Source organism: Streptomyces spiroverticillatus (genome assembly GCA_014650415.1).
In the GTDB taxonomy this organism is placed as follows: Bacteria; Actinomycetota; Actinomycetes; order Streptomycetales; family Streptomycetaceae; genus Streptomyces; species Streptomyces spiroverticillatus.
Window position 1 is genome coordinate 81,614 of record BMUX01000008.1, and the last position, 25,930, is coordinate 107,543.

The window sequence follows — 25,930 nt, forward strand, 5'->3', positions numbered from 1 at the left end:
GTGACCACAGCGAACGGCCCGCCGGGCCACTGAACACTACGGAGTGACCATGACCAGCTCTGCCAAGTCCTTCGACGGATTCAGCGACGAGGAGCGGGCCGCGATGAAGGACCACGCCCGCGAGCTGAAGGCGGACTCGCGCCGCCGCTCGCAGGCGGACAAGGAGGCCCTGGCCGAGCAGGACGTCGTCGCGAAGATCGCCGAACTCACCGACACCGACCGGGTGTTGGCCGAGGGCTTCCACCAGCTCATCAAGAAGATCGCCCCCGAGCTGGCCCCCAAGCTCTGGTACGGGATGCCGGCGTACTACCGGGACGGCAAGCTGGTCTGCTTCTTCCAGAGCGCGGCGAAGTTCAAGGCCCGCTACGCCACCATCGGCTTCAGCGACCAGGCCGCGCTGGACGACGGCGACGTGTGGCCCACCACGTACGCGCTGACCGCCCTGACCCCGGCGGCGGAGTCCCGCCTGACGGACCTGGTGGTGCGGGCGCTGAGCTGACCCGGATCGGGAGGCGGCCCTCGCGGCGGGCGGCGAGGGCCTGCGCGGCGGGCGTCAGCGGCGGGGGCGGATCGTCGGGCAGCGGGAGGTTCCTCCGTACGGGAACGGGTCGTGACGGATCCCGGCCGAGGAGTCGTACGGCTGTGAGGGCGGCCGGGACGGGGGCCGCCCCGCAGGACGCGGCGCGACTGGGCGTACCGGAGTCGGGGGAGGCCGTGGTGCCGGTCGGTCATTGAGTATCGGCATGGGCTCCTGAGCGGTGCGCGCACCTGCAGGTGCGCGTGTAAGCGAACGCGTGCGGTCACTCACCCCTTGTCCTGTGTCACTAAGTGACGTACTGTCGTTGAGTGACGTCGACCGATGAGGGAGGACGAGCGTGGTGACCGCGCAGCGCAGCACAGGCGGAAAGATGAGCGATCAGCGGCGTGAGCGGCTGCGGTTGGAGATCTCGCGCGAAGCGGCACGCCTGTTCTGGGAGCACGGGGTGGCCGGCACCAGCGGCGATCAGATCGCCGAGGCGGTGGGCCTGTCCACGCGCACCATCTGGAGGCACTTCCGCAGCAAGGAGAGCTGCGCCGAGCCGATCGTCATGCAGGGCGTCGTCACGCTGCTGAGCGTGCTGCGCACCTGGCCCCGGGAGCACTCCCTGGAGGACCACCTCACCGCGGAGCTCAACCGGCTGCGCCGCGAGGGCGCACCCGTCGACGTGGCCGACGAGATGCTGGCCATGAAGATGATCCGCCTCGCCGACTCCGAGCCCGCGCTGCGGACGGCCTGGCTGATGGCCTGCGACCGTACGGAGCAGCAGATGCGCGCGATCATCGGCGACCGGCTGGGCCGCCCGGCCGACGACCTGGACGTGCGGCTGCACGCCGCGTCCACCGCAGCGGTCATCAGAGTGCTGGACGAGCACATCGGCGCGGCCTACCTCGCAGGCACCGACCCCGCGGAGTTCGGCGACCTCCCGGAGCTCGCCAGACGTTTCGCCCATGCGATCCGTACGGCGACGGGCGGCGCGGTCGGAGATCCCGTCGCCTGAGCGGTACGGGCGCGGCTGCCCGGGACGGGGCGGGGGGCGGCGTGCGGAGCGACCCGGGCGAGGCGATCGCCGTGAGGATCCCCGCGACGCGGGCTCCGGCGGCGTGCCGATGGGGCAACCGCGTTGGTGTGGCCGGCCGGGTCGCTGCCCAGAACGCGGTGCCCGGGGCGGCCTCGGTGACGTATCGGCCAGGACGCCCCCGGCGACGTCATCGCCGCACAGCTTCCTCCGCGTAACCACCGGAGCGTTCCCGCAGCGCCCAACGCCCCGAACATTTCTGCAGCGCCTGCACCAGCGCCTGCACCAGCACTGGCGCCTGCACCCACAACCCCCGCCGAGCAAAGGCAGGTTGGAGAGTTCGGCACCCGGCAATCCGACAAGGTCCGACAAGGAGTGTCCGCATGTCCACCGTTCCGTACGAAACCTTCGACCGCGCCGACGGTCCGCCCCGATTGCTCGCCGTCGAGGAGTTCTTCGCGCCGCCCGTCCGGGCCGCCGCCTCCCTCTCGCCCGACGGCACCCGCATCGCCTACCTCGCCCCCTGGCGGGACCGGCTCAACGTCTGGGTGGAGGACCTCGACTCGGGCGAGCCCGCGCGCTGCGTCACCGCCGACGAGCGCCGCAGCGTGCACACCTTCCACTGGACCGACGACTCCCGCCGGCTCCTGTACGCACAGGACGGCGACGGTGACGAGAACTGGCACCTGTACCGCGTCGACCTCGACGACCCGGACGCGGAGGCCCTCGACCTGACCCCCTTCCCCGGCGCCACCGCCGTGGGCGGCGAGACCTCCCCCGATCGGCCCGGCAAGGTGCTCGTGCACCTCAACCACCGCAACCCCGTCGAGTTCGACCTGTGTGAAATCGACGTGCGGAGCGGTGAGTTGACGGTCCTGGCGCAGAACCCGGGCCGCTTCACCGGACTCCTCGTGACACCGGGCGGCGACCTGTACGCCCAGACCTGGCGGCCCGACGGCGACATCGACTTCGCGCAGTGGGACGCCGGGACCGACAACCTGCGCCCCGTCACCACCTTCGACGGTGCCGAACACCCCTTGGGCGTCAACCCGTTGCACCCCACCCCGGACGGCCGCGGCCTGTGGATCGCCGACTACGGCGGCACCGACCGGCTGGGCCTGGCCCGGCTCGACCTGGCCACCGGCAAGCGGACCGACGTCGACCGCCACCCCGAGTTCGACCTCGACACCCGCTCCAGCGTCTTCCCCGGCATGCCGGACCCGCTGATCCTCGACCGGCGCACCGGGGACCTCCTCGGCATCCGCTACCTGGGTGAACGGCAGACGATCCACGCCGTCGATCCTCAATTCGCCTCTGTGCTGGCGCAGTTGGAGAAGTTGTTCGAGGGGGAAGTGGCCGCCCTGTCCAGCGACCTGAGCGGCACGCGCTGGGTGGTCAGCTTCAGCCACCCCCGCGACCCCGGCGTCACCTACTTCTACGACCACTCCACCGGCCAGAGCCGCTTCCTGTTCCGGCCGCTGCCCGGACTGGGCCCCGACACCCTCGCCCCCATGGCACCCGTCACGATCACCTCCCGCGACGGGCTGGCCCTCCACTCGTACCTCACCCTGCCCCTCGGCCTCGAACCGCGCGGCCTGCCTCTGGTGCTGCTGGTGCACGGCGGTCCCTGGCACCGCGACAGCCTCCGCTTCGACCCCACCGCCCAACTGCTCGCCAACCGCGGCTGCGCGGTGCTCCAGGTCAACTTCCGGGGCTCGACCGGCTACGGGAAGTCCTTCCTCCAGGCGGGCGTCGGGGAACTGGCAGGGAAGATGCACGACGACCTGATCGACGCCGTCGACTGGGCGGTCGCCGAGGGGTACGCCGACCGCGACCGGGTCGCGATCTTCGGCGGGTCGTACGGCGGGTACGCGGCGCTGGTCGGGGTCAGCTTCACCCCCGACGTGTTCGCCGCCGCGATCGACTTCTGCGGCATCTCCAACCTGGTCACCTTCCTGCGCAACGTGCCGGAGTTCGTGAAGCCGTCGCTGTACAACAACTGGTACCGGTACGCCGGCAATCCCGAAGACCCGGCCCAGGAGGCGGAGTTGCTGGCCCGCTCGCCGCTCAGCCGGGTCGACGCGATCCGTACGCCCCTCATGGTCGTCCAGGGCGGAAACGACGTCCGCGTCACCAAGGCCGAGTCCGACCAGATCGTCGACGCGCTGCGGGCGCGGGGCGTGGAGGTCGCGTACATGGTCAAGGACGACGAAGGACACGGCTTCGTGAACCCGGAGAACAACATCGACATGTACCGGGCCGCCGACAGCTTCCTCGCGCGGCACCTGGGCACCCGAACGGCCTGAGACACAGGCGCGTCCGTCAGCACATGCAGGACAGCACATGCAGGACAGCACATGCAGGACTCCCCCCACCACTCAGTGAGTTGATCCCGTGATGACTGATCCCATACGTCCCACCGACCCCCGCACCACCAAGTCCGCCGAGTCCATCAAGTCCACCGAGTCCGCCAAGCCCACCGCCCTGGAGCAGATGGGCGGCGCCACCGGCATGGTCTACACGATGCTCCCGGTCGTGGCCTTCGTGGTCGCCAACGCCTCCCTCGGCCTGACGGCCGCCATCGCCACCGCGGTCGGCGTGGGCATCGTGCTCACCGTCCTGCGGCTGGTCCGCAAGGAACCCCTGCAGCCCGCCCTCTCGGGGCTGTTCGGCGTCGCGGTCGCCTCGTTCGTCGCCTGGAAGACCGGCTCGGCCAAGGGGTACTTCCTGCTCGGCATCTGGACGAGCCTGCTGTTCGCCGGAATCTTCCTCCTCTCCGTCGTCGTACGCCGTCCCCTCGCCGGAATCGTCTGGGGCGCGCTCAACGGCACGGGCACCGCCTGGCTGAAGGACAAGCCGTCGGTCCGGTACTACGACATCGCCACGCTCGCACTCACCGGCGTGTTCGCGGCCAGGTTCGTGGTCCAGCAGTGGCTCTATGAGGAAGACTCCACGGGATGGCTGGCCTTCGCGAGGATCGCCATGGGCTACCCGCTGCTCGCGCTGGCCCTCCTGGTGGTCGTCTGGGCCGCCCGGCGCTCGGGCAAGCGGCTCAAGGCGCAGGCACAGGCCGGTCCGCCGCCGACCAGCACGCCGTAACTCCCCACAGCGCCCACCACGCCGCAACTCCCCACACCCGGAGGCCGGAAGATGCGACTGACCCTGCCGCAGCGGCTCTACCTGCTCTGCTACACCGTCGACAAGGAGAAGTTCGAGCTCACCAACCTCCAGGGCCGCGGTCAACTGCTGCGCGCCGCCGCCCTTCACGAACTGGCCCGCGCCGGGCTCCTGAGCGCCCAGGGGAAGAAGGTCCGGCGGCGCGGTACCGCCCCCGAGGACGACGCATTCCTCGCCGAGGTCTGGCACGACCTGCCCGCCGATACGGCCAAGAGCTGGCTGCAGTTCGTGCACAACAAGGCGGCCACCGCCGAGAAGCCCGTCCGCGAACAGCTCGCCGAGGCGGGGGCCATCACCGTCGAGCGGCAGAAGAAGCTCGGCGTGCTGCCCTTCGACCGGGTCTACGTCCAGGACCCGCAGCAGGTTCTCGATCTCCAACAGGCCGTGCTCGAACCGGTGTTGAAGGGCGCTGGACCGAGTTCGGTGCCGGTGGACGCGCTGACTCTCGGAGTCTTCGCGGCGGAGGTCGAGGTGACGAGCGTGTTCACCGCCAAGGACCGTCGCGAACACCGGGAGACGCTCAAGTCCTACGCCTCGTACTACGACGACCACCTGGTCCCCGGCCTCCGCAAGGCCCTGCGCGACTCGTACCTGTCGAGCAGGGCCGTGGGCGGCGGCTGGGGCGCCTGAGCCGACAGCGGCCCGTCCGAGAGAGGCACCGGAGACACCCGCAGCCCGTCAAGGCAGGATTGACCGCAGCCAAGCGGAAGGGCGTCCCGTGAATCGAGCCGTCATAGCGGTCGTGGCCATCGTGGCCCTCTGCCTCTCGATCGCCACGGTGGTGTGGATCATGACGTCGGAGGCACCGCCGCCCCGCCCGGGCGGGCCCGTCCCCGGAGCCTCCGTCGCTCAGAACTTCCCGTAGTTCACCTGCCAGGTCGGCAGCCCCATCCGCCGCCACAGCTCGACCACCCGGTCCCGGTCGTCCAGCGACACCCGTACCGCGAACCGCTCGCGGACGTGCGCGTCGAACAGTTCGGCCTTGACGACGTCGTCGCGCCGCTGGTCCTTCGCGGGCCGCATCCACAGCTCGTCGTACGGTACGTCGTTGGCCTTGAGCCACTCCTCGGTCTGCTCCCGGAACTCCTCGCCCCGGCCCGACAGCAGGACGAGGGTGTCGCCGTGCGTCTGCCGGAAGGCGAGCAACGCGTCCCGCACGGACGGGTTCAGGATGTCGAGCCCGCAGCGCGTGAAGTCGTACGGGCCCCGGTCGCCGGTCAGCGCGAGCGTGCCGTCGATGTCGCACATCACGGCGGAGGGCAGGGCCGGGTCCGCGACGTACGGGGTCACCTCCACCTGGTCGTTGAACCAGGCGTCGGTGAGCCGCCAGCCGCCCTTGGTCGCCTTGGCGTGCTTGTCCGCGAGGATGCGGATGATGTCTTCGCCGACCGGGTTCGCGCGGGCGGCGTCGCGGCGTACGCACTCCTCCACCGGTACGTCGGTGAAGTCGTGCACCACGAAGGTCGCCTGCCCCGCCACGGCGGCCTTCAGCCGCTTGGGGATGTGCGGGGTGAGGTGCGTGTTGTCGACGACCACGTCGAAGCCGCCGTGGACGGCAGCGCGGATCGCCTCGTCCTGGACGGCGAGCACGGTCTGCTCACGCGCCCAGGACCGGGCTCGGCCCTCGGGCGACTCGTCGCGCTCCCGCTTGGCGGGCAGGTCGAGCATGGCGCGCAGGTCGTCCAGGTTGACCCGCCGCATACCGCCGTCGGCCTCCGCCTGCAGGACACGGGCGGCGGTGGTCTTGCCGGAGGCGGGGAGTCCGGTCATGACGTGGACGACGGGGAGGCGGGAAGGGGAGGCGGGGGCGTCCGCCCCGGGCGTCCGGGCCTCGGGAGCCCCGGAGGCCACAGGCTCCGGGGCCTCACGGTCGGTCGTGTCGGGCATGGTTCAGCTGTCCTCATCGGTCTTGAACGGGTCGGCGGCCACCGGCTTCAGCGCGCGCCAGACCACGAGGTCGGTCGGCCGTCCTTCCAGCCGCTGGAACATCGCGGCCTTCACCGCGCGGTCCGGCAGCGCCTGGGCGGCGCGGGCGAAGGCCGCCCGGTCGCCGCCGAGGTGGGAGATCGTCGCATACGCCTCGTCGATGGCCCGCTCGCGGTCCGCGAGGGCAGCCTCCAGCCGCTCGATCACACCGCGCACCCACGCGTCGAACTCGTCCGGCACCTGCTCCAGCAGGTCGTCCAGCGGCGTCGCGCTCGTCGCCTCCGCGATCGACGCGCCGACCGCCTGGGCGACCAGCTTCGGCGCGCGGCCCGCGTCCCGGAAGCGCTGGATTCCGTAACCGCGCCAGATGTCCCGCTCGGTGATCCCGGTGAGGATGCGGTGCAGCCGCACGTACTCCGCGATCTTCACCTTGGCGCGCAGGCCTGAGGCGAAGCGGATCACGAAGCCCTCGGCGTCGGTGCCGGTGGAGGCGCCGCCGCCGGGCAGGGTGCTGGAGGAGGTCAGCCCGACCAGCTCCGCGAGGGGCATCGCGGGCCACACCCGTACCACCGAACCGATCGGCTCCCACGCCACGGCGGCCTCGGCGAGCGGCACTTCGGTGCCGTCGGGGCCGTACGCGGCGAGGAGGACGAGGTCGCGCCGGTCGCCGTAGTTCACGACGATGCGGTTCTCGGGGTAGAGGATCTCCGCGAGGTACGTCGTGCCGGGCACCAGCCGGCCGGTGTCCTGGCCGGCCAGCCAGCGGCCCGCCCAGGTCGCCTGCTCGCTGATGAAGGACCCCTTGGACGCGACGTGCCAGCGGCCCGAGTGGTGGAAGACGATGGCGAGGCTGCCGTCGACCTTGTCGTACACCTCGAAGGGCTCGTCGGGCAGGGCGGGCGCGTACGGGCGGTCCAGCGCGTGCTCGGCCGCGTTGAAGAACTTGGGCAGCGGCAGCGCGGCCACCTCGCCCGTCTCGTCGTCGACGACCAGTCCGCGGCAGCGCGATGTGACGTCCGTCCAGGCCTGTTCGTACTGGCAGGAACGGGTGTACGCGTAGATCGACAGCGGCAGTTCCGGGTGGGTCCGGCGCGTGACGTGGCCGATCTCGACGGCCTTGGCGAGGTCGTCGGGCTGCATGAGGTGGTCGAGACGAAGGCGGGTGGAAGACATGGGATCGCTCCTGTCGAGGTCCCCCGCATCTTCTCTTGTCCGATGATCCGAGTGGAAGTGATTATGCGTGCGCCGCGCCGGACCGTTTGCGCGGTCCGGCGCGGCGGGAAGAGGGGCGGGCTCAGCGCACCGAGTGCGGCAGGCGTACCCGGACGAGGGTGGTCTCGATGTTGCTGTCGACGAGGCGGCCCTTGGCGTCGAAGGCGGCGGGGCCGTCCGTCATGCCGAAGTCGTTGTCGTTGAGCAGCACCAGCGTCTTCGAGCCCTCCAGCGCGACGCCCTCGATCTTGCCGGGCACGCCCTTGACCGTGTTCAGGTCGATCACCAGGCGCTTGGACAGGACGGGGACGCCTGCTGCCGCCGGATCGGGCAGCTCTTCCACCGACGGCTTCGCGGCGGACTCCCACCGCGTCCCGAGGATGTCGTTGCCGGGCCGCAGCCGCACCTCGTGCAGCCGCGCCGACTTGTCCGTGCGCTCCTGCACCAGCAGCCGGTCCCCGCCGAGCGCCACCAGGGCGGAGAGCTTCAGCTCGGAGGTCTTCTTCTGGCCGGGCTCGACGACGCCCACCGGGTCGAACCGGTACACGTACTCCGCCGTGACCTTCCCCTTCCGGGGCGAGAAGCGCAGCAGGCGGGTCGCCCGCGACTCCTCCCCGGCCTCCTTGCCGGGGTTCAGCAGCGGGCTCTGGAGCCCCAGGACCAGGTCCCCGCCGGGCAGCAGCGCCAGCCCCTCGAAGCCCCGGTTGAGCTTCCGCTTGAGGAAGACCGACGGCAGCGACTCGATCACCGGGTAGCCGGCGCCCCTCAGCTTCAGCCCCTTCGGCACGTGCCGCTCCAGCACCCGCCCGCGCGGCGACACGTGCACCAGCGAGGGCCCGTACTCGTCGACCAGCCAGAAGCTGCCGTCCCGGTCCCGGACCAGGCCCTCGGTGTCCAGGCCGTTGGGGTTGTACGTCAGCGGCTTGGAGGCGTCGAAGTTGTACGGGGCCTCGTCCCGCCCCTGCTGGTTCGGCAGGCCGGTGACGGGCGAGCCGTTCGACGTCGTCAGCGGGATCGCGCGCAGCACCTCGATGCGCCCGCCCACGGCGCGGATCTTCACGATCGCCGGGTTGAACCCGGGCACGGGGAAGGTGCGCCGCTTCTCCTTGCCGATCTCGATCTGCCCGTTGGGCCCGCGGTCGGTGACCGTCCAGTACTCACCGCGCCGCTCGGCCGGGTACAGGTCGCTGCCGATGCCGCCGAGGTCGACCCCGCGGTCGTCCTTCACGGTGCCGGGCAGCAGACGATTGCTGAACTTGCCGAGCGGAAGGTCCGGCAGCGTCGCCGTCGACACGACCCGCGCGGTGTCCGGCCGGTGCCGCGTCGGGGCGGCCGCGTCGGCGGAGGCCACCACGGTGGTCAGCGCGAGCGCGGTGGACAGCGGCAGCACGACGGCGGCGGCGACGGCGGGGCGACGCAGGGCGCGCGGATTCATGAGTACAACTCCCTCGGACTTCTGCTCACTTCGCGCATGGTGGAAGTCCACGGCGACAGCGCCATGATCGGCGGCGGCGCGCAACGAAGGGCGACGCGTACATGACGTAGGGGCAATCCCTGGGTGAACGCACGCGTCAGCCCGTCGACTGACTATTGGGGCCGCATCAGCAACAGATCCTCGCCCCACGCGTCCAGCACCGCCCCGTGCCCCGCCCGCCGGGCCGCCGCCTCGACGCGGGCGAAGAGCCTGCGCTGGGCGGGCACGTCACCCGTACGGGAGATGCGGTCCACGGCGTGGAGCAGCGGGCCGGTCTCCCAGCCGGGCAGCGGGAAGCGGGACAGCTCCCACTCCAGGTACTTGTTGTACGGGCGGGGCCGCCGGTCCAGGGCGAAGAGCAGCTCCAGCAGGAAGCGGACGCTGTCGACGGCGTCGAGCCGGGCGGCCAGGGCGTGCCCGTCGCGGTCGTTCTTCACCGAGCGGTAGAGGGAGTTGGCGTACGCGTCGAGCCACTCGCCCGCCTCCCGGAACGCCTCGTCCACGCCGAGCCTCGCCTTGTCGGCCAGCAGCCGGGCGATGCCTCCGTCGAGCCGGTCGAGCACGACTCGGGCGCGGGCGAGGGCGTACCGCTCGAAACCCGGCATGCCGACCCTGCGGAAGGCGTCGAGGGAGAGGACGACGAGGTCGAGCTCGGGGGTGCGGTGCCCGGCGTACCGGGTGAGACCGGTGGCCTGCTGACCGGTGCCGTCGGCGAGGACGACGTACAGATCGTGGTCGGAATGCCCGGTCACCATGCCCTCGTGGGCCCGGGACCCCTTGAGGACGAGGCCCACCACGGACGGATCGGCGACGGCGAGCGCGACGAACGCGTCGTAGGAGAGGGGGAGCTGTGCGGTCATGATGTGATCTCCGCTCGGCATGGGTGCTGCGTCAGGGCAACTCAGCCTCCTGGTCGAGGAGTTGGCAACTCCCTTTCCCGGCGGACCTCCCGGCGGACCTGCCGATGAATCCTTTTCGGGGCCCGCCGCCTCTTGTCTGTGCATCCGGCCGGACGGGCCGGTGGAAACAGAAGGAGACACCCGTGGTGATCACTGGCATCGTGGTCGGCGTCCTGCTCGTGGGCGCGTGCAGCTGGCATCTGGTGCGCCGCTACGGCAGGCGGGGCTGACATGGTCGCAGTGGAGGGGAGCAGCCCGTGACATCCCGGTTCACCTGGCCCGACGAGAGGCTGGTCAGGGCCGCCCAGCGTGGTGACGTCGGCTCGCTGACCACCGTCGTGCTGGAGTCGCAGCCCCATGTGCGCAAGTTCGCCCTGTCGTTGTGCGCCTCGCCGCAGGACGCCGAGGACGCCGCGCAGGAGGCGCTGATCATCCTGTACCGGAAGATCGGCACCCTGCGGGCGACCGGGGCGCTCGCCTCGTGGATGTTCCGGATCGTACGGAACGAGTGCCTGCGGCAGCTGCGGATGCTCGCCGTGCGGAGTGAGGAGGCGCCGGCCGAGTCCGCCGGGCCGTCCGCCGAGGAGGCCGTGCTCCAGCGGCTGGAGGTGGCGCGGATCGCGGCGGCGGTCGGCGCGCTGCCGCCCGACCAGCGGCAGGTCCTGGTCCTGCGGGACCTCCAGGGCCTGCCGGGCCGGACGGTCGCCCACGCACTGGGGCTCAGCACGGCGGCGATGAAGTCCCGGCTGCACCGGGCGCGGGCGACGTTGCGCCAGGAGCTGGCGTCGGCAGAACGAGCAGAGGGAGAGGTACGACCGTGAGCACCCGGACCACCACCACCGCACCGGACTTCGCCAGCAAGTCCGTCCCGCGCCACCTGGCGCGCGGCGCGATCGGCCTGGCGCTGATCGGGGGCGCACTCGCCCTCGTGCCCGTCGTCGGCCCGGTCGCCCTGCTGGCAGCCCCGTTGGCGCTGGTCGCCTTCCGGGGCTGCCCGACCTGCTGGGCGGTGGGCCTGGCGCAGACGGTCTCGCGGGGCCGGCTGGAACGACAGTGTGCGGACGGGGTCTGCACGCTGGAGAAACGCCCCCGGACCCCCGTCCGTCAGTAGCGGTCGAGGATGAGCTGCGTCTTCAGGATGTCGCCCCGGTACAGCCACCCGTTGGCCTCGGCGACCGCGACGGACTCCCGGTGCAGGTCGGCGGCGGCCGTACGGGAGTCCGTCTTGAAGGACAGCTCCACGACGTACTCCGTGCCGGTGCCGCCCGCACCGACCACCGGCAGCACCTCGACGCTCGCGTCGTCGGAGGCGCCCCACGCACCGCCGTACACCTTCGCCGTCACCGGGCCGTGCGCACGGGAGGCGGTCAGGGCGTTCGTCGCGTCCTTCAGCTTGCCGGGGGCGTCGGCGACCAGCCAGCTGCGGCCGGTGTCGTTCGACGGGAGGGCGGTGCCGGGGTAGTCCTTGGCGCTGCGCTTCTTCTCGTTGCTGAAGCTGAGGGTCTGCTTGGCGTAGCCCCAGTCGACCTCCGTCTTGTAGGAGGAGTCGGCGCTGTCGAAGCCCGCCGCGCGGGCGGTGCTGAGGGCGGCGTCGATGTCGCCGTTCGTCACGGGGAAGCGCTTCTTGTACGTCTCCTCGAACGACGAGCCGTCCTTGTGCCGCAGGCGCACGCTCCAGCCCTTCGCGTCGAGCGCGCGGTCGTCCGTGTCGTAGTAGCTGTACGAACGGGCCTTGGCGGAACCGGTGATGCCGAAGGCCTTGCGCACCGCCGCACTCGGCGCGTGCGAGCCGTCGAGCGCGGCGGCGGTGAGGTTGATCTTCACCTCGTACGAGACGGAGGGTTCGGCGGCGTGGGCCGGGGCGGCGGGGGCCAGCAGCGCGGCGGAGACGGCGAGGGCGAGGGGGAGGGCCTTGGGAAGGGCCTTGGTGAGGGAGGTCATGCGGCCGATGATCAACGGGCCGCATGACCCCGGGGCGAGGAGTGGATGAACCCCAGGCGTCCAACAGCCTCCGCCGGGTGCTTACTTCCCGGTGGCTTCCTGCGGCTCGCGCCACATGCCCCACAGCGTCGGGCCGCCGCCCGGGAGGTCGAACTCCTCGCGCACGCGGAAGCCGAAGTGCTCGTACACGGGGATGTTCGTCGGCTTGGACGACTCCAGGTACACGGGCTGCCCCGCCGCGTCCGCCTGCGCCAGGCCCGAGCGCAGCAGCGCCGAGCCGTGACCCTGGCCACGGGCCTCCGGGTCCGCGCCGATCAGAGCCAGCGACCAGTGCGGCTCCTGCGGGGCGTGGTGCGCGGCGGTCTCCACGGCGGCGCCGAACTGTGCGGCCCGCTCGCCGAGTATGCCGGTCAGCACCTCGATGGTCGCCGCATCCGGGACGGCCTTCTCCTGTGCCTCGGCCGGCACCCAGAACGCCGCAGCGGCGTCGGTGCGCTCGCACAGGCCGTGCAAGACGTACTGCCGGGTGAACAGGGTGCTGAAATACCGGGCGAGGGAGTCTTCGCGGGTGGCGTCGTCCGTGAAGAACGACAGCATCATCGGGTCGTCGACGAAGGCACGGGCGAGGGTGCGGCTGATGGGCGCGGCGTGGGCGGCGGTTGCCGTTTCGGGGGTGATCGTTTTCGGCATGGGGCCATTCTGCATACCGCTGATCTGCGGGGACTTCGGGGGGTCTGGGCTCGGCCGGTGGCCCTGACGGGGCACGCCTCAGCGGCCCCGCCGGGGGGCGCGGGGCCCGTGCCCGCAGTGGGCTAGGTCGCGGCTCCCACCGGGCGTCCGGTCTTGCCGTCCAGCAGGACGCGGTCACCGATCGCCCGTTTCAGCCGCACCGTCGCTTTCTTCAGATTGCCCTGCTTCGTGCACAGGCGATCCCCCTTCCCCGGCCTCACCGAGGCCGACAGCACCACGCTGCCCCTTGTCTCGAGCACCGCCACCGCCGGCCCCCCGTCGCACGCCCCGTGCAGCGCCTCCACGGTCAGGGACCGGCCGTCGGGGTCGACTGTGATCACGCGTTGGAGCGAGTTCCCGGGGACGTTCTCCGCCTCCGCGATCGGTGAGCGGGGCAGGTCCGACGCGACGACCGCTGCCCGTTTCAGCGGGGTGGCATAGCCCTCCAGTTGGAACAGCCATGCCGGAACCACCGCCGCCCCGCGACTCGTCGTCACCGTCATCTCGCCCAGCCGCACCCCGGTGACGTTGAGCTGCGGGCGGCCCGTCATCGTGCCCCCGCTCAGTGCCTTGTACGTCTCGCGCGCGTCCCGCATCGGCCGTACGGTCTCGCCCTTCCCGGCGGCCCACACCACCCGCCCCTCCTCCCGCCGCACCACGGGCAGGGTGCCCCGCAGCACCAGGGCCCGTTCCGCGTACGCCTGGGCGTCCCGTCGGCTCCGCCAGCCGCCCCGGGGCAGTTCCACCGCCTCCGCCAAGGGGTGGTAGCCCTCCCGCCATGCCGCCGCCGCAGGCGAACCGTCCCACGCCGAGGCTACCTCCCGCGCCCGCTGCGCCATGGCCTCCGCCTCGTCCGTGTCGGTTCCGCCGCACCCCGCCACTCCCACCAGCACCATCACCACAGCCCCTGACCGTCTGCCGCGCACGCGTGCTCCTCCCGCCCCGGGAGGCAGGGATGCCTCCGACCTTCCGACGCGCCGGACCGCCCCTGGGTTTCGTGAAACGCACTGGCCTCCCCGTGCCGCGCCCTGCCAAGGTGTGCCCGTGTCCGACGACGGCGCGGTCCTCTTCGCGGGCGAATCCGCCGCTACGCTGCTCGACCGCGACCCGGACGCCCTCCTCGGCACCGACTTCGGCGACCTCCTCGCCCCCGACTCGGCCGCCGTCCTGCGCGACGTCCAGGCCGCCGCGACGCGGGGCGGACGCGGCGGGCAGCCCACCGACACCCGCTACCGGCTGGCGGTCCCGGACGGGGAGGGCGGCCCGGACCGGTGGTTCGCGGCGCGCAGCCAGTACATCGCCATCGAGAACGACCTGCGCGGCACCCTGCTCCTCTTCCACGACATCACCGCCACCGTCCGCACCGAACAGGAACACCGGCGCGACGCCCAGTACCTCAACCACCTGGCCCGCTACAACGCCATGGGCGACATGGCGATGGCCATCGCGCACGAGGTCAGCCAGCCCATCGCGGCGGCCCACAACTTCCTCGCGGGCGTACGGGGCCTGATGGCGACCGGCGCGGACCCCACCTGGGGCCTGGACAACGCCACCCGCCAACTGGACCGGGCCGCACTGATCCTCAAGAGCCTGCGCGAGTACGTCGTACGCCTGGAGGAATCGCGCCAGTCGGCCGACCTGAACGACCTGGTCACGGACTGCGCCTACTTCGTCAACCTGCGCGCCCAGCAGCACGAGGTGACCCTGCACTGGGACCACACCCCCGACCCGCTCCCCGTCCACTGCGAGAAGGTCCTCATCGGCCAGGTGGTCATGAACCTGGCCTTCAACGCCATCGAGGAGATGGCCCGTTGGCCCGAGGACCAGCGCACGGTGACGATCGGGACGCGGCTGCGGGACGGCTGGGCGGAAGTGGCGGTCCGCGACCGGGGGCAGGGGTTGCCGGGCCCGCACCGGGACCGCATCTTCGACGGCGCCTTCACCTCCAAGGGCAACGGCCACGGCATCGGTCTGGCCCTCAGCCACCGGATCATCACCCGCCACGGCGGCGAGATCGAGGCGGGTGCCAACCCGCCGCGCGGCGCCACCTTCCGCTTCCGCCTCCCGCCCGCCACCGAAGGGCACCCCATGACACACACCCTGAACGAAATCCCCCGAGCGAATCCCCGCACCACCGCATTCGCCCACCTCCTGGAAACCGTTGCCGAACGCCGCCAGGAATTCGAGAACCTCCGCCACATTCCCCGCGACGCCATCGCCGAATTCAAGAAGGCCGGCCTCTACCGGGCCGCCGCCCCCCGCCGGTTCGGCGGGGAACCCCTGCCCCCGGCCGAGTTCCTGCACCTCGTCGAGCGCATCTCGGAGGTCGACGGTTCCGCCGGCTGGGTCGCCAGCTTCGGTTCGGCCCTGACCTATCTCGCGGCTCTCCCGCTCGACACCCAGGCGGAGTTGTACGCGAACGGGCCCGACGTCGTATTCGCGGGCGGTCTCTTTCCGCTCCAGCCCGCCGAATCGACGCCCGGCGGACACCGGGTGTCCGGGCACTGGAAATTCGCCAGCGGCTGCAAAGGAGCGGACATTCTCGGCGTCGGAATCAAGACGGGCGACGACCGCACCGGCCGCCCGCGCACCGCACTTCTGCGGCCCGACCAGGTCGAGATCGTCGAGAACTGGAACGTGCTGGGCATGCGCGGCACCGGCAGCCACGACCTCGCCGTGCACGGCGTCGACGTACCGCACGAGTGGACGTTCCTGCGCGGCGGCGAACCCACCGTCGACGAGCCCCTCTACCGCTACCCGAGCGTTCCGTACGCGGCCCAGGTGCTGGCCGTCGTCGGCCTCGGCGTGGCGCGCGCGGCACTGGACCAGGTGATCACCGAGGGCGGCCGGGCCGGCTACACGGGCGGCCCCGTCGCCGCCGACCGGGCGACGTACCGCATCGCGGTGGGCCAGGCGGAGGCCCGGCTGCGCTCGGTGCGCGCGTTCTTCTACGAGGCGACCGAGGAGGTGTGGGAGACGGTCGTACGGGGAGACGCGCCGTCCGCGCACCAGGCGAGCCTGCTGCGGCTGGCCTCGGCCCACCTGGCGAAGGTCTCCTTCGAGGTCGTGCGCTCCACCTACCAACCGGCCGGAATCCGGGCCATCGCCGACGGCAGCCCCATGCAGCGCTACCTGCGGGACGCCTCCGTGGTGCCGCTGCACGCCTTCCTCCAGGAGGGCATGTACGACGGCGCGGGCGCGGTCCTGATGGGCGCGAACCCGTTCCCCGGCTACCTCTGACCCGTACCGGAATCCCAACCCCCGAAAGGCGAACCCCATGAGCACCACCACCCCCCTGCGCGTCCTCTTCTGCATAGGCGTCAACCAGAACTTCTTCGACCTGCCCACCGGTCAGCACAAGACCGTCTGGGACGGCACTCTCTCCATGCTCCGTCAGCTCCACGAGCTGCCCGGCGTCCAGGTGCTCGGCACCATCGACGACGACCAGCACCTCGTCGGCCCGTCCGGTTCCTGGCCCTGGACCTGCTACGTCCTCGCGGACGTGCCCGACCAGCAGACGGTCGCCGCCGCCTGCAACCTCTTCCGCACCGTCCAGGTCGGCGAGTACGGCCTGTGGCGCTACATGAAGATCGAGGCCCGCATCGGCCGTCCCCTCCCGGACGTGACCAAGTGACGGGGACCGCGCGGGTCGCCCTGGTCACCGGTGCGGCGGGCGGCCTCGGCGGATGCATCGCCGCCCGCCTGCACGCCCAGGGCCACAAGGTCGCCCTCACCGACCTCGACGCGGAAGCCGCCGCGAAGGCCGCCGCGGAGCTCGACCCCACCGGGGAGAGCGCCGTCGGCCTGGCCCTGGACGTACGCGACAAGGACGCCTTCGTCCAAGCCCGCGACGAACTGACCGCCCGCTGGGGACAGGTGCACATCCTCGTCAACAACGCGGGCCACTCCAAGGTCGAGTCCCTGATGGACATCACCCCGGAGAGCTTCACCGCCGTGGTCGGCACCAACCTCAACGGCACCTTCCACGGCTGCCAGGTCTTCGGCGCGTACTTCGCCGAGCAGGGTTACGGCCGCATCGTCAACATCGCCTCCCTGGCCGGGCAGAACGGCGGCACCGCCACCGGCGCCCACTACGCGGCCGCGAAGGGCGGCGTCGCCACCCTCACCAAGGTCTTCGCCCGCGACCTGGCCCCCCGTGGCGTCACCGTCAACGCGGTCTCGCCCGGCCCGCAGGACCTCCCGGTCGTGCACCGCACGGTGCCCGCCGAGAAGCTGGCGCAGACCACGGCGATGATTCCGCTCGGCCGCCTGGGCCGCCCGGAGTTCGTGGCCGACATGGTCGTCCTGCTCTCGGCCGACCACGCGGACTCGGTCACCGGGGCCTGCTGGGACGCCAACGGCGGTCTCTACATGCGCTGAAAACATGCGTGAAATGCCCACCGGCGCGGCAACGGCGGCAATGCGTCCCGCGCCGACGGCTCCCCGCGCAAGAATGTGCCGAAACGATGTGCACAAGGGCACGCACGTGCCCTTTCGCCAAGGCAGCCAAGGGGAGTCACCGCATGCGCACGCTGATCAGTACCGCCTTCGTCTCGCTGGACGGGGTCGTCGAGGCCCCGGGCGGCGAGGAGGGCTACCGCAACGCCGGATGGACCTTCAAGAACCTGGAGTTCCTGCCCGAGGCGTACGAGATCAAGGGCCGGGAGCAGCAGGAGGCCGCCGCCATGCTGTTCGGCCGCACCAGCTACCAGGCGTTCAGCCCGGTGTGGCCGGACATGGCGGAGTTCGCCGAGTACAAGACGATGCCCAAGTACGTCGTCTCCACCACCCTTGCCGAGGACGCCCTGGTCGAGAACTGGGGCGACACGACGATCCTGCGCACCCTCGACGAGGTCGCCGCGCTGAAGAAGACCGAGGGCGGCCCGATCATCGTCCACGGCAGCGCCACCCTCACCCGCGCCCTCGCCGACGCGGACCTGGTCGACCGCTACCACCTCCTGGTCTTCCCGCTGCTGCTGGGCGCGGGCAAGCGCCTGTTCAGCACCACCGACAAGGACGCCCAGAAGCTGAAGCTGGTCGAGCACGAGGCGTACGCCAACGGCATCCAGAAGAACGTCTTCGACGTGGTCCGCTGAGGCGGGGGGCGGAGGGGGCCCGGCTCGCCGTTCCCGGGCCTGGCCCCCTCAGCTCCCGTCCACCACCAGCACCAACTCGCTCACCGCCACCACCGGCAGCCCCGCCCGCGCCTCCACCGTGATCCGCCAGCCACCCGGCCGGTCCGGGACGAGCGCGCCCTCGTACCGGCCCTCGCCCGCATTGCGCAGGGGCACAGGGGGCAGGGCCTCCCTGCTCTCCAGGTGCTCGGCCCGGACCGTCAGCACGAGACGTTCCTCCCGCGCCTCCACCGCGACCGGGTGGGGTGCGCCGACCGCCGCCAGCCCGCCGCAGTCCAGTGCCAACTCCTCGCCGGGCGCCATGAACCGGCGGGGATCGCCCGCCGTCAGCACGCCGTGCAGCGCGAGGTGGAAGCTGCGCGGCGAGGCCAGCGCGGCGTGCCGGGCGGCGGAGGACCGGATGTCCGCCTCGCTGGTGGTCCCCGCCGGTGCAGCCGAGAAGCGCGGCACGGTCCCGTCGCCGCCCACGTCCTCGCCGCCCAGGGACCGCAGCGGGCTCACCCCGCGCGCGTCCACCCGCAGACTCTGTACCGTCGGCTGGAGGTGCCCGCCGAACGGCACGATCTCGTAGCCCGCCGGAGCCCCGCCGATCCCCCGGTGGAAGTCCTCCGCCCCCTTCAGCCGTGCCGAATCCACGCCGGGGGCCGCGCTCTCGCCGAGGCGGCGCAGCTCGCCGTCGGCCCCCGTCACACTGCGGTACGTCGGCAGCAGCTCGTACAGCGAAGGGAACTCGCCCACCACGTCGGTGAGTTCCTCCAGCACCCGCCCGAACCGGCCGAGCCGCGCCCGCGCCTCCGGGGCGAGGCCCCGGCACAGCACGTCGGCGGCCTTCGCCGCACCCTGGAAGGGGGTGCCGATCGTGACCAGCCGCCGCGTCACCTCGGAGCCGCCGAGCACGTCCAGGTAGTGGCGGGCGAGCAGGCCGCCCATGGAGTGGCAGACGAAGGTGACCCGGGCGTCCGGATTGCGGGAGGCCTCCCGCCACCGTGTCAGCGCCCCTTCCACGACCTTTCCGAGCGCGGCGGCGTTGACGGCGTTGGACAGCCGCCAGTCGTACGGGAACTCCACCAGGTTCCCGCCGGAGAAGTCGAAGGTCCGCCGCAGGTAGGAGAGCAGGGGCCCGTACCCGTCGATGCCCCACAGGCCGGGCAGCAGGTGCGCTCCCCGGACCAGGCCGGTCGCGCGCACACCGTCCGGCGCGCCGGGCTCCGGGGCCAGCCGCAGGTTCCGTACGAGCTTGCGGGCGGGCGTCGCGTGCGCCAACGCGCTCAGCGAGTGGTTCCAGAACTCGTGCCCGTCGCGCTCCAGGACACTCCCCGTGATCCCGGGGACCACGACGACCAGATCCTCCAGCTGTGCGCGTACCGCCACGGCCCCTCCTGGGTCCCTTTTCCGCCCGGGAAGTTCCCGCCAACTGGGCCCCGGCATGCGGATGATCGACCATACTGCCGTCAACTGCCTTTGCAGGGGCAGAGCTTGACAGCGGAGCGGGGGCGCCGATGAACGAGCACGGCACGAGGAGTGCTCAACTCCTGGTGGGGATTGCCGAGTACGACCACGGGTACGAGCGGCTGGCACACGTGCCGGACGCCGTGGCCCGGGTCGGCGAAGCCCTGGAGCGGGCGGGCTTCCGGACCGTGCTGCCCCGCCTCCGCGACGGCGGGCCGCACGCCGAGGTCAACGCCCAGCTCAACGGGCTGTCCACCGACGGCGTCGACAAGCTGCTGCTGTTCTGGACCGGACACGCCCAACTCCTGCCCGACGGCGGCTTCCTGCTGGTCCGCGACACCCCCGGCCCGCGCCAGGGCATCCTCGACGGCTCCACCGCGATCAGCGCCGCCGACCTGGCCCGCAAGCTGCGCCACTGGGGGGTGCGGCGCGCCGTCGTCGTACTCGACACGTGTTACGCGGGCGCGCAGGCCGCCGAGTTCGCGGAAACCCTGATCCGCGCCTACCGGGGCGAGAGCGGCAGGACCGGACGCCGTCAGGGCATCGACGTCATCGCCTCCTGCGGCCCCTTCGAACCGGCCGTGGAAGGAAGCTTCGCCGAGGTCTTCGCCGACCTCCTCCGGTACGGCCCCGCCGTCCCCCATCCCGACTGGGGTGCGGAGTGCGCACAGGTCGGCGCGGGTGACGTCTTCGACGCCCTCTGCGAGGCGATGGGCGAGGACGGACCCGACCTGGGTTTCCTCAGCCACCAGAACGCCGGCCGCTTCTTCGCCAACCCCCTGTGGACGCCCGGCATGCCGGGCGCGGACGCCGGCACCAGGGCTCACTGGCTGTCCCTGATCGACGAGGAACTGCGCGCCCACTTCGTCCGCGCCGCCCGAGGCGTCGGACACACGGGCCAAGCGACCGAAGTGGACGATCCCGGCTGGTACTTCAGCGGCCGCACCGACCTGCTCACCCGGATCGTCGCCTGGCTCGACGAGCCGGGGCAGGGTGTCTTCGCGGTCACCGGCAGCCCGGGCAGCGGCAAGTCCGCCGTGCTGGGGCGCATCGCCACCCTGGCCGTCCCGCACCTGCGCGAACTGGCCGCCAGGGCAGGCGTGCTGGTGGACGCCGAGCCCGGCACGGTGCCGGACGTCGGAACGGTGGACATCGCGGTCACCGTGAAGAGCAGGTCGCTCCAGGACTGCCGTTCCGCCGTCGCCGCCGGCCTCGGCCTGCCGGAGCCCGCCGGGGGCTGGCTGCGCACCGCCGACCTCGTCCAGGCGGTTTCCGGGCTCGCCCGGCCGGTACGGATCGTCGTCGACGCCCTGGACGAGGCCAGGCCCGACGCGGTCACCGCACTCGCGACCGACCTGCTCAGGCCGCTGGCCCAGGTCCCCGGGGTCAAGGTACTCGTGGGCACCAGGCCCGACCGCCCCGGCCGGGCCCCGGACACCGCCCCCGGCTCGCTCCTGTGGCACCTGGCGCCGCAGGAACTCGCCGTACTGGACGAGGACCCGCTCTCCGCCCGGGACATCGAGGCGTACGTTCGACGGCGCCTCGCGGAGGCTCCCGGATCGCCGTACGCGGCGGAGCCGGAAGCCGCTGCCCGGCTCGCCCGCCGGGTGGCCGGGGCGAGCGGGCAGAGCTTCCTCCTCGCCGGGATCGCCGCCCGCCGCCTCGTACAGCTCCCGCAGCCGGACGACCTGCCGGACGAGGAACTGCGCGCCCTGATCGGCGGCGGGGCCGCGGCGGCATTCGACGCGGACCTCGCCCGGCTCGGCGACACGGAGACCGCCGTCCGCGACCTGCTGACGGCGCTCGCCTGGGCGGAGGGCGCGGGGATGCCGCGCGACACGGTGTGGCCCGCCGTGGCAACTGCCGTCGCCCGCAATCGAGTTGTCTACACCGCGGCCGACGTGGACCGGCTGCTGGCACGCGTCGGCCACTACGTCACCGAGTCGGGCGAGGACGGCCAGGCCGTGTACCGGCTGTACCACCGGACGTTCTCCGACCACCTGCGGCAGCGGTCGGCCCCGGATGCGGCGGCCGTCCGCGACGTACAGCAGCGACTCGTGGCGGCGCTGCTCCACCCGATCGGCGACCTCCACACCGGCTCCGGCGCCGATGACGCCGAGTCCGCCTGGTCCTTCCGCTGGGCGGAGGCCAACCCCTACCTCCACCGCCACCTGTCCGCGCACGCGGCCGCCGCCGGGGCCCTGTACGGTCTCGCCGCCGACCCGGAGTTCCTGATCCACGCCGAGCCGCGCCGCCTCACCGAGCTGCTTGGCAGGCCGCCCGCCGGGGCCGCGCTGCTCCGGCTCTACCTGCGGACGGTCCACCACTTCACCGACCGGACCCCCGAGGAGCGGGCGGCGATCCTGCTCACCGCCGCCGCCCAGAACGCACCGGAACTGCTGGAGAGGCTCACCTTCACCGTACGTCCCACCTGGACGCCCCTGTGGAGCGAGCCCCGGGTGACGGCGGCCTTCCACCGCACCCTGCTCGGACACGAAGCCCGGGTGGACGCCCTGGCCGGCGGCCTCACGGACGAGGGGAAGCCCGTGCTCGCCACCGGGGACGGCGACGGCCGCCTGCGCCTCTGGGACACCAGGACCGGGCTGCCGCTCGCGCTGCTGGTCGGCCACGAAAGCTCCCTCCAGGCACTCGCCATGGCCAACTCGCTCCTTGCTAGCGGTGGTTACGATAAGGAGGTGCGGATCTGGGACGTCCGCGACGGCCGGTGCCTGGCCACCCTGACCGGGCACACGCAGTACGTCTCCGGGCTCGCCTGGGCCCGCGACGAGGCCGGGAGCCTGGTGCTCGCCGTGGGCAGCTTCGACGGGGGACTGGCCCTGTGGGACATCGGCGCCGACGGCATCCCGTGCGGCGAGCCGCGCAAGGTGGAGGCGGACCGCGCCGGGGTGACGGCCGTCACCTCTCTCCAACTCCCCGACGGCAGCTGGGTGTTCGTCAGCACCGGCAGGCTCTGCGACCTCCGCCTCTGGCACCCCGACGGCACCGCCCACAGTGTGCTGGAGGGGCACGACAAGTCGGTCCGCGCCCTCGCGACGGTGCCCTGGCCGGACGGCCGGACCCTGCTCGCCAGTGGGGGAGACGACCACCGTCTCCTGGTCTGGGACCCGCAACTGTCCACGCCTGTCCTTGAGTTCGACATGGGCGGCCAAATCCTCGCCCTGGCCGCGCTCCTGGGCCCGCACGGCCGGCCGCTGCTCGCCACTTCGCTCCGCCACGACCTCGGGCCCGGCCGTGACGCGATCCACCTTCACGAACTCGACGGCAGTACCTACGCGACGCTCCCCGGCCACGCCCGCCACTTCGAGGCCCTGGCCACCGCCCCGCTCGGCGACGGAACGAGGGTGCTGGTCAGCGGCGGTGTCGACGACACGGCCAGGCTGTGGGACATACCCGAGGCGCCTCCACCGTACGCACCGCACGAGCCGGCGCACCGAGCCCAACTGGCCTGCTATGCACCCGAGGACGGCGATCCCCTGCTGGCCGTCACGGAGTCGCAGGGCGGCATCCACTGGCGCGACCTGCGCACCGGGGCGACCGTGGCGCACACCGCGCCGCCGCACCACGGCCGCATCCGGACACTGAAGAATCTCCGCTCCGACAGCCAGGTCACGGTGGTCAGCACCGGGAGCGACCCCGAGAACGACACCGACATCGTCATGTCGAGCCCGAAGGCCCTCGTGCGCCTGAACACCGGGAAAGCCGTGGACCGAAAGCTGCTGACCTTCACCGAGACCGGCGGCACGCCCGCCTTCGTGAGCGCCCGCGAAAACTACGCCTCCGGCCTTCCGTACGGTGAACTGTGGGTGACCGACCTGGCCAGGTCCACCACCGTGCACAGGACCGTCCCCGGCAGTACCGACATCACCTCCCTCGCCGAGGGAACGCTGCCGTGGGGCGGCGGAGTATGGGCGTCCGGGGACCACAGCGGCACGGTCCGCCACTACGCGGAAGCCCCCGACCGCGCCGAGCGGCCGTCGGCCCGCTTCACCTGCCCCACCATGTTCTGGGGCGTGAGCATGCTGGAGTACCTCCATCTGCCCTTCGGACGGCAACTGCTGGCCGCCACCGGAAGCTCGCGCGTCCAGATCTGGAATCCGCGCACCGGAGCACTCCACTGCGAACTGCGCGGACACGACGACCACGTCACCGAACTGATCGTCGCCCGCCCCGGGCCGGGTGGGCCGGTGCTGGTGACCACCAGCGCGGACTGCACCCTGCGGGTGTGGGACCCCAGCGACGGACGCCCGCTGCTGTGCGTGCCGGTGGACGGTCCGGTGCAGAGACTCGCGGCCCACGGAAGGCTGTTGGCCTTCGGCGGACCCCGTGGCCTGGGCGTGCTCGACCTCGCCCGGATTCCGGAGTACGGCCACCCGGCGGACCGGCTGCCGCTGAGCAGGCTCTACGAGTCGGGCGCACAGGCGCTGCGGCAGGGTGACGCCGGGACCGCGCGCCGGCTGCTGCACGAGGTCGCGGAGGCCGGAGTGCCGGAGGCGGCCACGATCCTCGGGCAACTCGCCGCACGGACGGGCGACCTGACAGCGAGCCGGGACCTGATGGGCCGGGCGGCGGAGGGCGGCGACCCGGACGCAGCGCTGTTCCTGGCGCAGTTCGCGCTCCAGGCCGACGACGTCGAGGGCGCCCGCCGGTGGTGCGAGCAGGCGGCGGCGGAGGGCAGCAACTACGCCCGGATCAGGCTGGGCACGGACCTGGCGGGCCCGGGCGGCGACCCGGAGCAGGCCGAGGCCCACCTGCGGGCAGCAGCAGCCGAGGGCCTCGCGGACGCGTACAGCCCGCTCGCCGAGCTGGCCAGGAGGAAGGGCGACGCGGAGGCCGCGAAGAAGTGGCAGTCGGACGCGGCCCACGCCGGCTCGGCCCTCGACCTGTACGCGGAGGCCGTGGCCGGCTGGGACCCGTACGGCTCGAACCACCTCATGATCAGGGCCGCCTGCGCGGGCAGCGTCGCCGCCGCCCGCCGGGTGGCGGAGCACTACGAGAAGATCGGCGACAAGCGGGCGGACTGGTGGCGCCGTTTCCTGGAGGAGGACGACTGATCCCCGCAGTCCCCGCCAGCCCTCAGAATCCGAAGGAGTTGTGCGGCTCCGGATCCGTGCGGAACATCCGGCCCAACTGCCCCACCGCACCCGCCGCGTGCTCGGTGATGCGCCCCGCCTGCGCCAGGACGCGGGGCGACATCCCGCCCAGGTAGAGCGAGCCGAGGGCGGGCACCGTGAGGGTCAGGTCCGCCGGGCGGTCGGTCGGGGTGCAGGTCGCCTCGCCGCCATCCGCGCGCAGGCGCCAGGTCCCGTTGTTCTTCGGGCACATCCGGTCGTCGTCCAGGGTGAAGACGAGGTCGCCGGACGTGTCGTACGCGCGCTGGGTCAGGGCGGCCGGTACGTCCAGCAACCGGGCCCACAGGTTGTCGGTCTGCCGGGTGATGCGCATCGCGCGCGGGTTGGTGAGCAGCCACTGCAGGGGTTCGTCGCGCGGGCGGGTGTGCGCCACGATCTTCTTGGTGAGGTCGAAGTCGATCAGGAGGGACCACAGGGCGCGGTAGGCCGCCGGGTCCGCCGCCTCCAGGGCCTCCACGACCAGGGTTCCGGCCCCGGCCACGGTCGTGGACCACGGGAGACGGAAGTGCGCGATGCCGTCGATCTCGCCGGTGCGGTCGCGGTGGACGAGGTAGCGCAGCGGGCCGTTCGTGCCGTCCGGTTCGTCGGAGAGGCCGTCCCAGCGGCCCGGACGCGGGGCCAGTTCGCCCACGCGTTGCGCCCGTACGCGTGCGTGGACGGCGGGCCAGGCCTGGCGTGCCACGGCCGCGTCGACCAGTTCCAGCGACCCCGGGTCCGGCTCGCCCGGCACGAGCGCCGCCTCGTGACGGGCCAGCTCCCAGCGGACCCGGTAGGTCGCGGGCGAGAATCCGTACCGCCCGTAGATGCTGCCCTCGCTCGCGCTCAGCATCGCCAGCGGAACGCCCCGCTCCAGGGCGGAGTCGAACATGGCCTGGATCATCGCGCGCAGATGGCCGCGCCGGCGGTGGGTGGCGAGCACTCCGGTCGAGGTGACACCGGCCATGTTCACCGTGGAGCCGCCGGGGACGGTCACCGCGAAGGTGATCGTCGCGGACGCGCCGACGCAGGCCCCGTCGACGAAGGCGCCGACCGGATGGAAGTCCGGGTCCGCGAGGTCCTCCCGCGCCCAGGCCGCGAGCTGCTCGGCGCTCGCGGGGGAGCGCTGCGGCGGCCAGGGCTCGGGGCCGCCGTGCCAGGCGGCGTTCGCGGGTTCCCATTGGGGCAAACCGTTCGCGAAGGGCAGGGCCTTGTAGTACGACGTCATTTCGTCCGGACGCGGCGGTCGGATCTCGGTCACCATGGCGCCCATGGGAACCGCCCCTCACGGCGACAGGCAAGCCAA

22 protein-coding genes are annotated in these 25,930 nt (G+C 72.2%); 13 read left to right on the forward strand and 9 right to left on the reverse strand.

What is annotated here, in order from left to right; genetic code table 11:
- Positions 1 to 49 precede the first annotated feature (49 nt).
- The 6 genes from IE269_RS22040 (at position 50) to IE269_RS22065 (ending at position 5,598) form a co-directional block, all read left to right on the forward strand.
- Positions 50 to 499, forward strand: a complete 450-nt coding sequence (locus IE269_RS22040; protein WP_189824804.1) for an iron chaperone — start codon at positions 50 to 52, stop codon at positions 497 to 499.
- A 409-nt stretch (positions 500 to 908) separates the two neighbouring features.
- Positions 909 to 1,538 (forward strand): TetR/AcrR family transcriptional regulator, encoded by a 630-nt coding sequence (locus IE269_RS22045; RefSeq protein ID WP_189824805.1) that lies wholly within the window; start codon positions 909 to 911, stop codon positions 1,536 to 1,538.
- Between the two features lie 401 nt (positions 1,539 to 1,939).
- A complete protein-coding gene (locus IE269_RS22050) occupies positions 1,940 to 3,862 on the forward strand; it encodes a S9 family peptidase (protein WP_189824806.1) in 1,923 nt (640 codons plus the stop codon).
- Positions 3,863 to 3,953: 91 nt separating this feature from the next.
- Positions 3,954 to 4,655, forward strand: coding sequence for a DUF3159 domain-containing protein (locus IE269_RS22055; RefSeq protein ID WP_189824807.1), 702 nt, complete (start codon positions 3,954 to 3,956; stop codon positions 4,653 to 4,655).
- Between the two features lie 51 nt (positions 4,656 to 4,706).
- Positions 4,707 to 5,363 (forward strand): GOLPH3/VPS74 family protein, encoded by a 657-nt coding sequence (locus IE269_RS22060; RefSeq protein WP_189824808.1) that lies wholly within the window; start codon positions 4,707 to 4,709, stop codon positions 5,361 to 5,363.
- Between the two features lie 88 nt (positions 5,364 to 5,451).
- Positions 5,452 to 5,598 (forward strand): hypothetical protein, encoded by a 147-nt coding sequence (locus IE269_RS22065; protein ID WP_189824809.1) that lies wholly within the window; start codon positions 5,452 to 5,454, stop codon positions 5,596 to 5,598.
- Here the strand turns inward: IE269_RS22065 and IE269_RS22070 are convergent.
- The 4 genes from IE269_RS22070 to IE269_RS22085 all read right to left on the reverse strand — a co-directional run bounded on the left by IE269_RS22070 (position 5,583) and on the right by IE269_RS22085 (position 10,205).
- Entirely contained in the window at positions 5,583 to 6,620 is a 1,038-nt protein-coding gene (locus tag IE269_RS22070) for a phosphatase domain-containing protein (RefSeq protein WP_189824810.1), read from the reverse strand. The genes IE269_RS22065 and IE269_RS22070 overlap by 16 nt on opposite strands.
- 3 nt (positions 6,621 to 6,623) lie before the next feature.
- Positions 6,624 to 7,832, reverse strand: a complete 1,209-nt coding sequence (locus IE269_RS22075; RefSeq protein WP_189824811.1) for an RNA ligase — start codon at positions 7,830 to 7,832, stop codon at positions 6,624 to 6,626.
- A 121-nt stretch (positions 7,833 to 7,953) separates the two neighbouring features.
- Positions 7,954 to 9,306, reverse strand: a complete 1,353-nt coding sequence (locus tag IE269_RS22080; protein WP_189824812.1) for an esterase-like activity of phytase family protein — start codon at positions 9,304 to 9,306, stop codon at positions 7,954 to 7,956.
- A gap of 152 nt (positions 9,307 to 9,458) precedes the next feature.
- The gene (locus IE269_RS22085) at positions 9,459 to 10,205 is read right to left on the reverse strand and encodes a hypothetical protein (protein WP_189824813.1); all 747 of its coding nucleotides are present in this window, start codon (positions 10,203 to 10,205) and stop codon (positions 9,459 to 9,461) included.
- A 296-nt stretch (positions 10,206 to 10,501) separates the two neighbouring features.
- On the opposite strand from IE269_RS22085, the gene IE269_RS22090 reads away from it, so the two are divergent.
- Together IE269_RS22090 and IE269_RS22095 are read left to right on the forward strand one after the other, a co-directional pair.
- Positions 10,502 to 11,065, forward strand: a complete 564-nt coding sequence (locus IE269_RS22090; RefSeq protein WP_189824814.1) for an RNA polymerase sigma factor — start codon at positions 10,502 to 10,504, stop codon at positions 11,063 to 11,065.
- The gene (locus IE269_RS22095) at positions 11,062 to 11,355 is read left to right on the forward strand and encodes a hypothetical protein (RefSeq protein ID WP_189824815.1); all 294 of its coding nucleotides are present in this window, start codon (positions 11,062 to 11,064) and stop codon (positions 11,353 to 11,355) included. The genes IE269_RS22090 and IE269_RS22095 overlap by 4 nt, the downstream gene beginning before the upstream one ends.
- Here the strand turns inward: IE269_RS22095 and IE269_RS22100 are convergent.
- From IE269_RS22100 to IE269_RS22110, 3 genes are all read right to left on the reverse strand, one after another.
- Positions 11,349 to 12,185 (reverse strand): CYTH domain-containing protein, encoded by an 837-nt coding sequence (locus IE269_RS22100; protein ID WP_189824816.1) that lies wholly within the window; start codon positions 12,183 to 12,185, stop codon positions 11,349 to 11,351. The genes IE269_RS22095 and IE269_RS22100 overlap by 7 nt on opposite strands.
- An 81-nt stretch (positions 12,186 to 12,266) precedes the next feature.
- Positions 12,267 to 12,875, reverse strand: a complete 609-nt coding sequence (locus tag IE269_RS22105; RefSeq protein WP_189824817.1) for a GNAT family N-acetyltransferase — start codon at positions 12,873 to 12,875, stop codon at positions 12,267 to 12,269.
- 122 nt (positions 12,876 to 12,997) lie between these two features.
- Complete coding sequence (locus IE269_RS22110; protein ID WP_308436973.1) at positions 12,998 to 13,840, reverse strand: hypothetical protein; 843 nt, start codon at positions 13,838 to 13,840, stop codon at positions 12,998 to 13,000.
- Positions 13,841 to 13,958: 118 nt separating this feature from the next.
- On the opposite strand from IE269_RS22110, the gene IE269_RS22115 reads away from it, so the two are divergent.
- The 4 genes from IE269_RS22115 to IE269_RS22130 all read left to right on the forward strand — a co-directional run bounded on the left by IE269_RS22115 (position 13,959) and on the right by IE269_RS22130 (position 18,010).
- Positions 13,959 to 16,154: an ATP-binding protein gene (locus IE269_RS22115; RefSeq protein ID WP_189824818.1), complete on the forward strand. Its 2,196-nt coding sequence runs from the start codon at positions 13,959 to 13,961 to the stop codon at positions 16,152 to 16,154.
- Between the two features lie 37 nt (positions 16,155 to 16,191).
- Positions 16,192 to 16,548 carry a hypothetical protein gene (locus tag IE269_RS22120; protein ID WP_189824819.1) on the forward strand — a complete coding sequence of 119 codons (357 nt, stop codon included), beginning with the start codon at positions 16,192 to 16,194 and terminating at the stop codon, positions 16,546 to 16,548.
- Entirely contained in the window at positions 16,545 to 17,294 is a 750-nt protein-coding gene (locus IE269_RS22125) for an SDR family NAD(P)-dependent oxidoreductase (protein ID WP_189824820.1), read from the forward strand. The genes IE269_RS22120 and IE269_RS22125 overlap by 4 nt, the downstream gene beginning before the upstream one ends.
- A gap of 143 nt (positions 17,295 to 17,437) precedes the next feature.
- Positions 17,438 to 18,010, forward strand: a complete 573-nt coding sequence (locus IE269_RS22130) for a dihydrofolate reductase family protein (protein WP_189824821.1) — start codon at positions 17,438 to 17,440, stop codon at positions 18,008 to 18,010.
- A 48-nt stretch (positions 18,011 to 18,058) separates the two neighbouring features.
- On the opposite strand, the gene IE269_RS22135 is transcribed toward IE269_RS22130, so the two are convergent.
- Positions 18,059 to 19,420, reverse strand: a complete 1,362-nt coding sequence (locus tag IE269_RS22135) for an esterase/lipase family protein (protein ID WP_189824822.1) — start codon at positions 19,418 to 19,420, stop codon at positions 18,059 to 18,061.
- A gap of 128 nt (positions 19,421 to 19,548) precedes the next feature.
- Between IE269_RS22135 and IE269_RS22140 the strand changes: the two genes are divergently transcribed.
- Positions 19,549 to 24,570: a hypothetical protein gene (locus IE269_RS22140; protein WP_189824823.1), complete on the forward strand. Its 5,022-nt coding sequence runs from the start codon at positions 19,549 to 19,551 to the stop codon at positions 24,568 to 24,570.
- Positions 24,571 to 24,592: 22 nt separating this feature from the next.
- Here the strand turns inward: IE269_RS22140 and IE269_RS22145 are convergent, their stop codons facing one another.
- Complete coding sequence (locus IE269_RS22145; protein WP_318299658.1) at positions 24,593 to 25,897, reverse strand: GNAT family N-acetyltransferase; 1,305 nt, start codon at positions 25,895 to 25,897, stop codon at positions 24,593 to 24,595.
- Positions 25,898 to 25,930: the final 33 nt, after the last annotated feature.